The organism is Candidatus Ichthyocystis hellenicum (assembly GCF_001460935.1).
GTDB classification, from domain to species: Bacteria; Pseudomonadota; Gammaproteobacteria; order Burkholderiales; family 2013Ark19i; genus Ichthyocystis; species Ichthyocystis hellenicum.
In genome coordinates, this window is the sequence record NZ_LN906597.1 from 704,264 (window position 1) to 717,582 (window position 13,319).

10 protein-coding genes and 1 tRNA gene are annotated in these 13,319 nt (G+C 41.3%); all 11 read left to right on the forward strand.

The genetic code is table 11. The features are described 5' to 3' along the window. The first annotated feature begins 9 nt into the window (after positions 1-9). The 11 genes from Arg41_RS03330 (at position 10) to grpE (ending at position 13,271) form a co-directional block, all read left to right on the forward strand. Positions 10-4,098, forward strand: coding sequence for a YhdP family phospholipid transporter (locus Arg41_RS03330; protein ID WP_092342942.1), 4,089 nt, complete (start codon positions 10-12; stop codon positions 4,096-4,098). 13 nt (positions 4,099-4,111) lie between these two features. Further along, entirely contained in the window at positions 4,112-4,903 is a 792-nt protein-coding gene (locus Arg41_RS03335) for a nitrilase-related carbon-nitrogen hydrolase (RefSeq protein ID WP_092342943.1), read from the forward strand. 42 nt (positions 4,904-4,945) lie between these two features. Further along, positions 4,946-6,391 (forward strand): metalloprotease TldD, encoded by a 1,446-nt coding sequence (gene tldD, locus Arg41_RS03340; RefSeq protein WP_092342944.1) that lies wholly within the window; start codon positions 4,946-4,948, stop codon positions 6,389-6,391. Positions 6,392-6,579: 188 nt separating this feature from the next. After that, positions 6,580-6,873, forward strand: a complete 294-nt coding sequence (locus Arg41_RS03345; protein WP_092342972.1) for a co-chaperone GroES — start codon at positions 6,580-6,582, stop codon at positions 6,871-6,873. Between the two features lie 38 nt (positions 6,874-6,911). Beyond that, positions 6,912-8,582 (forward strand): chaperonin GroEL, encoded by a 1,671-nt coding sequence (gene groL, locus Arg41_RS03350; RefSeq protein WP_092342945.1) that lies wholly within the window; start codon positions 6,912-6,914, stop codon positions 8,580-8,582. Between the two features lie 282 nt (positions 8,583-8,864). Then, a tRNA-Phe gene (locus Arg41_RS03355) sits at positions 8,865-8,937 on the forward strand. Positions 8,938-9,018: 81 nt separating this feature from the next. After that, positions 9,019-10,191: an ADP-forming succinate--CoA ligase subunit beta gene (gene sucC / locus Arg41_RS03360; protein ID WP_092342946.1), complete on the forward strand. Its 1,173-nt coding sequence runs from the start codon at positions 9,019-9,021 to the stop codon at positions 10,189-10,191. Between the two features lie 19 nt (positions 10,192-10,210). Beyond that, positions 10,211-11,092: a succinate--CoA ligase subunit alpha gene (gene sucD / locus Arg41_RS03365; RefSeq protein ID WP_092342947.1), complete on the forward strand. Its 882-nt coding sequence runs from the start codon at positions 10,211-10,213 to the stop codon at positions 11,090-11,092. Between the two features lie 90 nt (positions 11,093-11,182). Next, entirely contained in the window at positions 11,183-11,863 is a 681-nt protein-coding gene (locus Arg41_RS03370) for a YjbE family putative metal transport protein (protein ID WP_092342948.1), read from the forward strand. Positions 11,864-11,878: 15 nt separating this feature from the next. After that, the gene (locus Arg41_RS03375) at positions 11,879-12,667 is read left to right on the forward strand and encodes an FHA domain-containing protein (RefSeq protein ID WP_092342949.1); all 789 of its coding nucleotides are present in this window, start codon (positions 11,879-11,881) and stop codon (positions 12,665-12,667) included. Between the two features lie 76 nt (positions 12,668-12,743). Continuing rightward, on the forward strand, positions 12,744-13,271 hold the full coding sequence (gene grpE / locus Arg41_RS03380; RefSeq protein WP_157722257.1) for a nucleotide exchange factor GrpE: 528 nt from the start codon (positions 12,744-12,746) through the stop codon (positions 13,269-13,271). Positions 13,272-13,319 lie beyond the last annotated feature (48 nt).

Genomic DNA, 13,319 nt, shown 5'->3' on the forward strand with positions numbered 1-13,319 from the left:
GGAACCGTTGTGAACAGTTACTTTTGGAATAATAAAAAATTATTTGTAGTTGTGTCGGTTTTCGTTTGTTTGTTGACTCTTGTTATTGCTGGTTGGTTAGCACGCAGTAAGGTGGAGAGTATAGAGTCAACCTGGGGTAATAAGTCTATTGTTCTTGGTGGCTATAAGTTTTCTTTTTCTTCACTAAATTTGTCTCTGTTAGCAGTATCTCCGTATTTGACTGTTAGCGGTGTTTCTATTTCTTCCAATGTTGATAAATTAAAGAGAATATATATTCCCGAGGCTGTTGTTTATGTTTCTTGGTGGAATTTATTGCGAGGAAAGTTTTTTCCTAATTCCGTGGATGTGGCAAATATATCCCTGGATGTCATTCATAAAGGTGATGTCTTTATTATAAACAATTTTGTTTTGGATGATGTTCTTTCTGTTCTGGGTAATTCGTCCTCACTTGTTGATGGTGATGTATTTCAGTCCATTAGAGAGTTTTCATTGCGCGGATTGAATATTTCATGGTTGGAGGGGGGGAGGAAGAAAGCAATTAAACTTGTCGATGTTGCATTTAGGGCCTTGCGTGTTTCTTCCAACAGGATCAGGTTCGTTGTTAATTCGTTGCAACCCACAGAATATTACCGAGCTGCTTTTGTTTCTGGGTATGTGTTTTATGGAAACCATAAAATTAAATTGGATAGTCACATTGATTTCTCATTGGAGAGACTAGACATCAAGGTTTGTCGTTTAGTTTTTCCTTATGTGTTGACTAGCATGGGTTACTCTGGGTCGGTGGATTTTTTTGGTCAGATCATTATTGGGGAAAATGTACCTAAGGCTGTGAAAGGAAAGATAGTAGTTCACAACATCAAACTTACAGATCAGCATGCTTATTGGTTTGCGCCCTACTTGTCAATGGATGTTGACCTTTCTTGGGGTGATGTTTTTTCTGGATTGAAGATTAGCAATATTCGTGATCAGAGGGTGTCCTTTGATAGGCTTTATTCGAATTCACAGGTTAGTGTTAAGTGGGCTCAACCCTTCTCGCTGGATAATATTCGTGACCTGGAGGTTTCTTCCGCGCGAGTATCGATTTATCCACTAAAAAATATACTTTTGTTGATTAGCCGAAATTTTTTTCCTGAGTATGACTCAGTTATTCATAAGTTTCCCAATGGAGTTATTAACGATTTTACCTTTGATTGGCGGCGGCCTTATGGCCGTAGTGTCAGACCATTTTGGCAAGTTAAGGCTACTGTAAGTGGATCTTCGTCTGGGGGCTTTTTTTGGGTGCGTCGCTTCAAAAAGTACAAAGCTACTATTACTGGAAATCAAGATTATGGTCACCTAGACTTTGACGATGCTGTTATACAGTTGGATCTCCATACTTTTTTGCGACATGTGCGTAAGTGGAAAACTACTGCTTCAGGGCGGTTTTTTTGGAAATTTTACCCAGATAAAAATAAAACGTGTTTGGGTGCTGAGTCTCTTTACCTAAAGACATTGCCAGTAAAATTTGAAGGACACTTTGAGTCCTGTCCACTAAAAAATAACGATGTTTACTCCACTAAATTTGTTGGAAAGATTTTTCCAAAATCCTTGGTATTTTTCAGGGACCATCTTCCGGATGTTGTTTCTCCTAATGTTCGTCGTTGGATTGCGAAATCATTTATAGCAGGCAGTATTCCTTCTGCAGATATTAACTTTTCAGGTGATTTTGATTTAGGGGGAATTTTTTTTCGTGTTTCAAATTGGTCACTGGGTATTAATCTAAGTGATACTCACCTTTCCTTAGGAGAGGGCTTAGATTTTTTACATATTAATGGCGTGGCCAGTGTTAATAACCGTACCTTGGAGGCTAGTGGCTCAGGGATTTTTGGAACAGTTCCTATCAAGGGGTTTCACTTATTAATAAATGATTTTCATGCTGACGATTTTAATAGTAATGTCCTACTTCAAGCAAAAACAGCAGAGAGCAATGTCTCTGCCTATGCTGATGCTCTATTGCGATTGTCTAAAGTTTTTACTATATCTCCGGCATTTCTGGAAAACTTTAATTCACCCGATTTTTTGGGTAAGTTGAGGATCCAGAACATGATGCTGTCTATTCCGCTGTGGTCTAGCGCCGATCGTATTTCTTATGCTGTTTATCTAGTTGGGGAGGATTTGCGGAAGAATTTCACCTACAGAGGTAGCGTTTATCATCTTGTTGCAGACAATGCTTATGCTGGTGTTTGCAATGGAAGCTATTTTGTAAATTTTGATTCCCTACTTGCTTCTCCAAAATTTTCTGGTAAGGGGTATATTCAGGGGGACTCGACGGGTGATTTTTCTTTTTCTGCTGTTAGTAAGGATGATATTCATAGCTTGCTCAAAGATGTTCTTGATATTAATTTGCCTTCCGTATACTTAAATGGGGTTTTTAAAGCGAATATTGATGGATATGTAGCTGATAAAGTTTGGAATGTTCATATCGGTAGTGATATGGCGGGAATATTTTCATCTTTACCGAAGCCGTTTTATAAGAAAGTTAGGGATGCTAAATGGCCTGTTTCTATCTCATATACTAAGGATAGTCAGCAGTCCTTGCTTGATGTTTTTTTGGAGCGAGCAGATACTAGGCTGATGATGAGATACGGAAATTCGAGTTCTATTTACTCCCAGCTTGATGACCAGCTTGCTGCTGATAAGGTTTCCAAAGTTACTTCCGTTTACAGTCAGCATACACAGGGTAAGGGTAATTTTTCTGTTCCTAGTGGTTCCTCTGTAAAATCTAAGTTTGATAGTAATTTATCAGGGGATATTGCTGGCAAGTTGCCTCATGATTTAGGCAATGACAATCATGATGTCGGCTCAGTATCTTTATTGGGTAGGGAAGGGGTAGGTAAATCAAGTAATGATCATAATTTTTCCTACTCTAAGGATAGTGACCGGGATCACTTGGTATGGATTGTTTCTATAGATACGCCTTTGATTGATGAGAACAAATGGATTTCTTTAGTTCATGCCGGTGTTTTCGGACATTCTTTGAGAGGAGTACCCTCTCAACTTTCCATTGTAAGCAAACGTGTTAAGTTTGGTTTCCTTTCCATAGATGACGTAGTCGCTCACATAGTTAGTGATGGCAAGAAAATTATATCTCAGATTATTTCTCCAAATTTGTCCGGGGTGGTAAAATGGAACAAGGATGAACACCAGCTTTCTATTCGCCTGGATTCCGCTTCTGTGTTTGATGGTGTTGATCACGAATCAGATAATGTAGATCAGGCCATATTTGGATGGCCTAACATTGATTTGTCTATTCAATCTTTCAAGTTTAGGGGTATACCCATTGGTAGTGTTAAGCTGCAGATGGTGAATCAGGATAATACTTCTGACATCCAGCTTTTTGCTATCCAAAATGAAGATGCTTTGATCGAAGTTAAGGGTCAGTTGAAAATGTTGAACGGGGTTCAGGTTAACAAAGTTACTTTTCAAAGTATATTTTATAACATGGGTAATTTATTATCTTTGTGGAAGCAGAAACCGATTATTGATGGTGGTTCAGGTGTTCTCCACGGATCACTCGATTGGGAAGGTTCTCTTTTGTTCTGGCGCAGCCCAGTAATTTCTGGTGTGATTAATTTAGACCTTTCAAAAGGAGAGTTTAGACAAGTAAATCCAGGGGTTGGTCGTTTGCTGGGGCTGTTTAGTTTGCAGGCATTGCCCCGTAGGGTTTTATTGGATTTTCATGATGTTTTTTCTTCTGGATTTTCATTTGATTCTCTTAAGGGCTTAGTTCAGGTTAATAATGGTATACTCACGATTCAGGACATGGATGTTCGAGGTCCGTCAAGCCAAGTTGTTGTATCCGGTGTGACGAGTCTTCTTGATCATACCTTTGACATGGATTTTTGTGTTTTTCCTCAGGTTAGCAATACATTTTCTGTGGCAAGTGTGCTTGCCGGTTTCCCGGTTGCTGGTGTGATTAGCTGGGTAGCGCAGAGTATTTTTCGGGATCCCATAGGTAATTTGTTAACCAGGAGCTATAAGGTTGTTGGTAATTGGTCTGATCCTGTTATCGAGAAGGTGGGTGAACGATGTTCTGTATCACAAACTTTGAGGAGATAGTGGGGGAGGAATTATGCGGGAAGGTAAAAGCGGTTTTGTTGCTTCCGCTATTCAGGTCGAGAGAAGTTCTTCTATTCAGTCGCTTCCTAGTTTCTTGGAGCGTGTCGAATCGCTAGTTTCTGAGGCTGTTTCCCGCGGATCATCTCTGGTTGTTTTGCCAGAGTTTTTTGCGGCAGATTATGTTTCACCTGAGCCTCTTTACAAAGGAGATTTTCAGATCTTTCTTGGGGGTTTGGCTGCTAAGTATGGTTGTTGGTTGGTTGGTGGTTCTTTGTCGGTGATTCGTGACGAAGGTGGAAATCCTTATAACACACTGGTTTTTTACGGACCTTCCGGAAGTATATTGTCGTACTACCATAAAAGAAATTTGTTCTATGCCCACTTTTCCGATGGAATTGTGAGTGAGGTTGACCAATTTTCTCCTGGTAGTAGCATGCCTGTTCCATATGATACTCCTTTTGGTAGTTTAGGCTTTGCGATCTGCTATGATCTTCGTTTTCCTGAGTTGTTCATATCTCAGAAGGCTGATATTTTTGTTGTCCCTGCTGCTTTTCGTTATCAAACAGGCAAGGACCATTGGGAGGTGTTGTTACGAGCAAGGGCTATCGAAAATCAATCTTTTTTGGTGGCTGCTAATTGTTCTGGTCGGACTGATCAGGCTCACTTTGGCGGTAGATCGATGATAATTGACCCTTGGGGTAGAATTTTGAGTGACTGTCCTGCTGAAGGTGAGTTTATTGTTACTTCTTTTGTTGATATGGAATTGCTTTCTTCACTGAGAAACAAGTTACCAATGAATCGTTAGTGGTTGCTGTGTTCCGTGAAAAATCAGAATAAGGATTTTATTATGCCAGATGATTCTGCAGTGTCTTTGGCGGAGCGGGTTTTGCTTGAGCCTTTTGATTTGTCTAGGTCCTCAGTTTTTTCGGCTCTTTATGCTCTTGCTGATACTAAAGTTGATGATGCAGATGTTTATTTCCAGGCTAGACAAGCTGAAAGCTGGGGTATAGAGGAAGGGATAGTTAAGTCAGGAAGTTTTAGTATTGACCAAGGGTTTGGGGTGAGAGTTGTCCGCGATGATAAATCTTTCTTGGCTCATTCTGATGTTATTTCATTGAAAGCACTTAATGAATCATTAAGTGCTGTTAAGTCTATTGGTCGCCAAGGTATTTCAGTGGTTGGTGCTGTATCTCCAAAGGTCCGCCCCCGGGTATTGTATTCCGCAAATAATCCGCTTTTATCTCTTTCTGATCATGCAAAGGTAGAGATCTTGCGCCAAGTAGATATTTTGGCACGTGCTAAAGATAGAAGAATAGTAGAGGTTATGGCTTCCTTGGTTTCGTCTTACGAGGTCATCTTGATAGCTCGTTTGGATGGTTTATATGTGGCCGATGTTCGTCCTTTGGTTCGGTTGTCAGTACGTGTAGTGGCACAAGAGGGAGGTCGCCGAGAACAAGGTAGTTCAGGGGGAGGTGGTAGGTACGATTGTACCTGTTTTTCTGGGCAATTGATCAACTATTACGTAGATTCTGCTGTTTCTCAGGCATTGGTTAATTTATCTGCTCGTCCAGCTCCGGCAGGTTCTATGACTGTTGTTCTGGGGTCAGGTTGGCCAGGCATATTATTGCACGAAGCAATAGGGCATTGTCTTGAAGGTGATTTTAATCGTAAAGGTAGCTCTGCTTTTTCTGGTCTTATGGGGCAAAGGGTTGCAGCTCCTGGTGTTACCGTTTTAGATGACGGTACTGTGGCTAATCGTCGAGGTTCACTAAACATAGATGACGAAGGAACTCCAACTCAGGCTACTGTTTTGATCGAGGATGGTATCCTTAGGGGATATATGCATGATCGAATGAATGCTCGCCTTATGAATACTTGTTCGACTGGGAATGGTCGTCGTGAATCGTATTCTTGTCTTCCTATGCCACGTATGACCAATACTTACATGGTTAATGGCACTTACTCTCCGGAGGAGATTATTGCTTCAGTTAAACGGGGAGTGTACGCAAAGTATTTTGAAGGAGGTCAGGTTGATATTACCAGCGGAAAGTTTGTATTTTCAGCATCTCAAGCTTATTGGGTTGAGAATGGAAAAATTTGTTATCCAGTGAAGGGAGCAACCCTTATTGGCAGTGGCCCAGAGGTTTTGAAAAAAGTGTCTATGATTGGTCATGATATGGCTTTTGATGATGGTGTAGGTACCTGCGGTAAAGATGGACAAAGTGTTCCTGTTGGGGTTGGGCAGCCTACATTGAGATTAGATCAGATTGTAGTCGGAGGCGTTTCTTCGTGACGCAGGTATGTTTTTCTTTTTTACCGATGTAGAATTTTTTAATCCTTTTTTCTGCCCTTGAAAAAGTGCTGATCAGTCATTACCATTATCACTCGATGAGTGAGATTAGTAACGTGTGGTCTGCGTAAGTTTCTCGCTCTAGTTGTTAAGTTTGCTATCAGTAATTAAGAAAGGTCTGTCTTATGTCTTTGAGAATGAAACCATTGGGTGATCGTGTTGTCGTTCGTCGTGTTGAGGAAGAGCGCAAAACGGCTTCGGGCATAGTGATTCCTGATACAGCTGCTGAGAAGCCTGACCAAGGGTTGGTGATTGCCGTAGGTGATGGGAAGATTGGTGAAGATGGTAATCTTCTTCCAATGTCTCTAAAGGTTGGTGATCGTATTTTGTTTGGAAAATACTCAGGCCAGGCTGTGAAGATAGATGGAGAAGAATTGTTGGTTATGCGCGAAGAAGATGCTATGTGCATGATGGTGGAAGGTTAATTGAATTGAAGTTTTAGGTTTTATCATAGGAGTTTGTTATGGCTGCTAAGCAAGTTGGGTTTGGTCAGGATTGTCGCTCTAAGATGGTTGAAGGTATTAACGTCTTAGCTAATGCGGTGAAAGTGACTTTGGGTCCAAAAGGAAGAAATGTTGTTATAGAACGTTCATTTGGAGCTCCTACTGTGACAAAGGATGGGGTTTCAGTGGCAAAGGAGATAGAACTTAAAGATCGTTTCATGAACATGGGCGCGCAGATGGTAAAAGAGGTTGCCTCTAAAACTTCTGATGTTGCCGGAGATGGGACAACAACGGCTACTGTTTTGGCTCAATCCATAGTTCATGAAGGAATGAAATATGTTATTGCTGGCATGAATCCTATGGATTTGAAGCGAGGCATTGATAAGGCAGTAGCTGCGGCTGTTGAGGAATTGAAGAAAGGTTCGAAAAATTGCTCAACTTCGAAAGAAATTGCTCAGGTTGGATCCATTTCTGCTAACTCAGACGAAGCTGTTGGCGCGATTATTGCTGAGGCTATGGATAAGGTTGGACAAGAGGGAGTAATTTCTGTCGAGGATGGTAAATCTCTAGAGAACGAATTAGATATAGTCGAAGGTATGCAGTTCGACCGTGGGTATTTGTCTCCTTATTTTGTAAACAATGCAGATAAGCAGATGGCTATCCTTGAAAATCCATACATACTTTTGTACGACAAAAAGATTTCTGCAATTCGTGATTTGTTGCCCATCCTAGAGCAAGTTGCAAAGTCTAGCCGTCCTTTGTTGATTATTACTGAAGATATGGATGGTGATGCATTAGCTACTTTGGTTGTTAATAATCTCCGTGGTAGCTTGAAAACTTGTGCTGTTAAAGCTCCTGGTTTCGGTGATCGTCGTAAGGCTATGTTGGAGGATATAGCTGTTTTGACCGGGGGTGTTGTTATTTCGGCTGATGCTGGTATGTCGCTTGACAAAGCTACTTTGGATTCTTTAGGTCAAGCCAAGCGTGTTGAGGTAGCAAAAGAAAACACCACTATTATTGATGGTTATGGACAGGCTTCTGACATACAGAATCGTGTAAAAATAATTTGTGCACAGATCGAAGAGTCAACTTCTGACTACGACCGTGAGAAATTGCAGGAGAGGAAAGCTAAGCTTGCTGGTGGTGTAGCATTGATTCGTGTAGGTGCTGCGACTGAGTTGGCGATGAAAGAGAAAAAAGCACGTGTTGAAGATGCTTTGCATGCTACACGTGCCGCTGTTGAAGAGGGTGTTGTTGCTGGTGGAGGTGTTGCCCTGCTTCGTGCTAAGCAGGCTATTGAAAGTTTGTGTGGCGCCAACAGTGACCAAAATGCCGGAATCCGCATAGTGCTTCGTGCCATGGAAGAGCCTCTCCGTCAGATTGTTTATAATTCTGGAGAAGAGCCTTCTGTCATTATTGCTAATGTTCTTGAAGGAAAAGGTAATTTTGGGTACAACGCTTCTTCTGGGGATTACGGAGATATGGTGTCGATGGGGGTTTTGGATCCTACTAAAGTAACACGTACGGCTCTGCAGAACGCCGCGTCTATTGCTGGTTTAATGTTGACTACCGAATGCATGGTAGCAGAATTGCCAGATGAAAAAGCTTCAGCTGCTGCAGGTGGTATGGGCGGCGGCATGGGAGGTATGGGTGGCATGGGAGGTATGGGTGGTATGGGAATGGATATGTAATTTTCCATTGATCACAACCAGTTAGTATTTTTCTATGGACCCTCTGTAAAAATTATAGAGGGTCTTTTTTTTGTAAAGGGTTAATTTAATTCAATTAAATTTCATGGTTAGTCATGGTTAGTTTATTAACTGCTTTGATGTGAATGTGGAATCCACAACACTTAGAAAAAATTGTACTGTAATAATGATTATTTTTTTCGGCCATGGGTAACTTTTAACTTTTTTTGTTTGTTCTCTGGTTGACGTCTGGCACATGGATACCTACAATCGGTAGTTCGCTATGGCCGGGTAGCTCAGTCGGTAGAGCAGAGGACTGAAAATCCTTGTGTCGGCAGTTCGATTCTGCCCCTGGCCACCTTGTGTCTTGTCTTGTTTCGGGCTTTGATTTTTTTCTGCCTGTTGTTGCGTTGGCTTTAAGAGTTGGGGGTTGCTTATAATGAAAATTCATGAATACCAAGCCAAGCAAATTTTTCGTCAATTTGCTGTTCCCGTTCCAGCTGGTTTTCCTTGCTTTTCGGTAGAAGAATGTGTTGACCTTGCAAGAACTAAGTTGTCAGGTCCTGTGTATGTGGTTAAGGCACAGATTCATGCAGGTGGGCGCGGCAAGGCTGGTGGCGTTAAGGTTTCACGATCGATTGATGAGGTTCAATCTAATGCTTCTAGCATATTGGGTATGAATTTGATTACTCATCAGACTTCTTCGCATGGACAGTTGGTTAGGCGCCTTTTGATCGAAGAGGGCGTTGATATTAGTCATGAATATTATTTTAGTTTGGTTGTTGATCGTGTTTCGCAGAAGATTTGCATGATTGCCTCATCTCAAGGAGGTATGGATATCGAGGAAGTTGCTAGTTCTCAGCCGGATGCCATTCACCGTCTTTTGATTGACCCATATTTGCCTTTTCCTGAAGAGGATGTTTTGCAGTTGTGCCATCGTTTGGGGTTTACTGACGGTATTGATAAAAAAGCAGTTGAGGTTTTTGGTAACTTGTTTCGTTTGTTCCGTGAGAAGGATGCTTCCTTGGTTGAGGTCAACCCTTTGGTACTAACAGGTTCAGGGTTATTATTGGCTTTAGATGCGAAGCTTGATTTTGACGACAACGCATTGTACCGTCACCCAGATATTTCTGAGCTTCGCGATCTTGATGAAGAGAATCCGGACGAAGTTGCTGCTTCCCGTTTTGGGTTGTCATATATTGCCTTGGATGGCAACATTGGTTGTCTTGTGAATGGTGCTGGCTTGGCTATGGCTACTATGGACGTTATAAAGTTGTACGGTGCTAGTCCGGCAAACTTTTTGGATGTTGGTGGTGGAGCAACTTGCGAGAAGGTTACAGAGGCTTTTAGGATTATGTTGCTCAACAGTTCTGTTAAGGGCATTTTAGTCAATATATTCGGCGGCATTATGCGCTGTGATACGATTGCGGAAGGGCTCGTTGCAGCATCCCGTGAGTTGTCATTGTCGGTTCCGTTAGTTGTGAGAATGAGTGGGACCAACGAAGAATTAGGACGTAAGATTCTATCTGATTCTGGCTTGCCAGTAGTTTTAGCTCATACTATGTCTGAGGCAGCGGAGAGGATAGTGGCCTCTGTTTCTCTAGCAAGGTAATAAATGTGGGGAGTATTGCGTGTCTATTTTAATTAATGCTCGAACCAAGGTAATGACGCAGGGGATGACGGGTAAGACCGGGTCTTTTCATACTAGGTTATGCCGCGAGTATGCGAATGGTAAAGATTGTTTTGTTGCTGGTGTGCATCCTAAGAAGAGCGGTCAGAATTTCGAAGGTTGTCCTATATTTGGTACTGTTATTGATGCTAAGAATCAAACTGGTGCGACTGTTTCAGTGATTTATGTTCCTCCGGCAGCAGCGGCAGATGCTATTTTGGAGGCCGTTGAGGCTGATTTAGATTTAGTTATTTGTATCACTGAAGGTATTCCTGTGCAGGATATGCTTATGGTGAGAAGCGCAATGAATCATCTGGGGTCGCGTACTCTTCTTGTTGGTCCTAACTGTCCTGGTGTAATTACTCCCGATGAAATTAAAATAGGAATAATGCCTGGTCATATTCATACCAAGGGCCGTATAGGTGTTTTGTCTCGATCAGGAACCCTGACTTATGAGGCTGTTGCTCAGTTGACGGCTTTGGGTATTGGGCAATCTACTGCAGTTGGTATTGGCGGTGATCCTATTAATGGTCTTAAACACAAGGATGTTTTGGCTTTGTTTAACGATGATCCCGATACTGATGCTGTGGTTATGATTGGTGAGATTGGTGGGACTGATGAAGAAGATGCCGCTTTGTGGGTCAAAGATAATATGAAGAAGCCCGTTATTGGATTTATAGCTGGTGTTACAGCTCCGCCCGGTCGTCGTATGGGACATGCAGGAGCTATAGTTTCCGGAGGTCAAGGTACAGCTCAATCAAAGATTGATTGTATGGAGGGTTGTGGAATTAAGACAACTAAGAATCCTGCTGAAATTGGTGTTTTGTTGAAGTCAGTTATCTAAAATCCAAAGACATTGTTTGTGTCTAAGATGTTCCTATGGTATTGGTACCCCATTATACAATGAGAGCAATTATGTGTTGGTTGCTCCTATATGTCGTATTTTCTTTCTGTAATGGAGATCCTTTTCATAGACATTCTTTTGTCTGGGGATAATGCTGCCATTATTGCTATGTCGTCCCGGCACCTTCCCCCGAAGCAGCGAGTTTTGTGTGTTCGCATAGGTGTGTTTTTGGCGCTGGCGATGCGTATAGTATCCCTCTTTTTAGTAGGTTCAGTTCTATCTCGTCCAGGTTTTAGCGTAGTTGGTGGGTTGGTTCTATTTGCCGTTGGTTTATCTTTTTCCCCTTCTAAAAAGGCAGTTGCACTACCAAAAGATTCATCTGCTGATGATGATAAATTGGGGTTTTATATGGTTCTGAAAAAAATAGTTATAACAGATTTTGTGATGAGTATTGACAACGTTATGGGAATTGCATCTGTTGCTAAGGATGATAAATTTCTGCTCGTTTTTGGTGTAGTGGCAAGTATTCCAATGTTGTTATTCTTTAGCGATTTTTTAGGGCGTTTATTGGATAAGTACAGTTTTGTTTTTTGGTTGGGAGTTGGTTTCATAGGATTTGTAGGTGGTCGTCTTATTATGGGTGATATTTTGTTTGAAAAAATAAAGTATCAACATCTATTAGGTTGGGGTGTTTCTATTGTTGCGGGATTGTTGTTGGTGGCTGTTCGTTATTTGATGATGTTTTTTATTCGAAAAGAAGAAAAGAAATGATTGGGAGGTTGCTCTATGACAATGATTATTCTCGAAAAGAACGGAGTAGCAGTTAGGTCGATTTTGATTAATAAAGATTGTATTAGGATCGGTCGTCGTCAGGGTAATGATTGCATTTTGAGTGATCATAGTGTTAGTGGATATCATGCTGAGATTCATTCCACAAAGTCTGGATATTACATAAAAGATTTAAGTAGTACTAACGGTACTTTTGTTAACGATCAATTAATATCTTTTGCTAAAATAAATCCAAATGACATTATTCGGTTGGGCAGTAGTGCAATTCGTTTAGAATTTCCAAATTCGGTGAGGAATCAACAAAAAATAGAATTGCCAGAGTGTTATGAGCCGGAACTGCCGATTTCTAAGCTTAATCCAAATATTTCAGGTAAGGATTGGCTAAATTCTTTATCTCTTTCTTTGTCTGACTCCAATGTTGAAGACTGCAGCAATAATGATGTTTGTGGGTACAATGAAAATGATGTTCTAGAACTAAGTGAAGGTGATGAATGGGTTGCTGGTACCGATGATAATTGGGCAACGTTGGTTGTTAAGTCCCTAACAGGAGTGGGGACAGAAAGAAGACTTTCTCTTAATAAACCATGTATTAAGATAGGAGCTGCCAGTAGATGTGTTATTTCTATTACCTACGATTCTTCTGGATATTGGCTGGAATGCCTAAAAGGTCCTGAGCTTCCTTTGCTTAACGGTGCCGTGTGCAAATTAGGCGAACCATATAGATTATTTGACGGTGACTGCTTGGCAGTACACTCGGCAATAATGTTTTTTTCTTGGGATAGGTAGTTTTTTCTCTTGAAAATTCATAATTCCGCATTACATTAACCTCATGTAGATGGTTTTTGTAGTTGCTGGGAGGGTTATGGATTCGTCGACCAAGGATCTCGATGATGAGATCGTTAATGCGTCTGCGTTAGAAGAAGATGATTCTTCTTCTAACGAAGATGTTGGTTTTTCCGTTGATGTGGATGATTTAAAAGATAAGTACCTACGTGCCCAAGCTGAGGTCGAGAATGTTCGCCGACGTTCTCAAGATGAACTGGCAAAGGTGAGATTGTTTGGCGCTGAGAAGATAGTTCGTTCTTTATTGCCCATTTGCGATAGCTTAGAAATGGCTCTGGGAGTTGAGTCTCAGACTCTTGAGACCCTTCATAGTGGTGTAGAAATGACTCACAGGCAGTTTCAGAAGCTTTTTTCTGAAATGTCTATTTCAGTTATTGATCCCCTTAATGACAAGTTTGATCCTAATTGCCATCAGGCTATATCTACCGAAGTTTCGGATGATGTTCCTCCTAATCATGTATTGCGTGTTTTGCAGAAGGGCTATCGTTTGCATGACAGGGTTGTTAGGGCTGCGTTGGTTGTTGTTTCAAAGGAGAAAGAGGAGTAGTCCTCTGCTTTTCCCATGAGGCTATGTTTTTGGATTGTGTAAACATGA

Bases quoted from the DNA above. Each gene is read 5' to 3' on its own strand.
- Arg41_RS03335 (WP_092342943.1), top strand. From the start codon at position 4,112: ATGCGGGAAGGTAAAAGCGGTTTTGTTGCTTCCGCTATTCAGGTCGAG.
- tldD (WP_092342944.1), top strand. From the start codon at position 4,946: ATGCCAGATGATTCTGCAGTGTCTTTGGCGGAGCGGGTTTTGCTTGAG.
- groL (WP_092342945.1), top strand. From the start codon at position 6,912: ATGGCTGCTAAGCAAGTTGGGTTTGGTCAGGATTGTCGCTCTAAGATG.
- sucC (WP_092342946.1), top strand. From the start codon at position 9,019: ATGAAAATTCATGAATACCAAGCCAAGCAAATTTTTCGTCAATTTGCT.
- Arg41_RS03370 (WP_092342948.1), top strand. From the start codon at position 11,183: ATGTCGTATTTTCTTTCTGTAATGGAGATCCTTTTCATAGACATTCTT.
- Arg41_RS03375 (WP_092342949.1), top strand. From the start codon at position 11,879: ATGACAATGATTATTCTCGAAAAGAACGGAGTAGCAGTTAGGTCGATT.
- grpE (WP_157722257.1), top strand. From the start codon at position 12,744: ATGGATTCGTCGACCAAGGATCTCGATGATGAGATCGTTAATGCGTCT.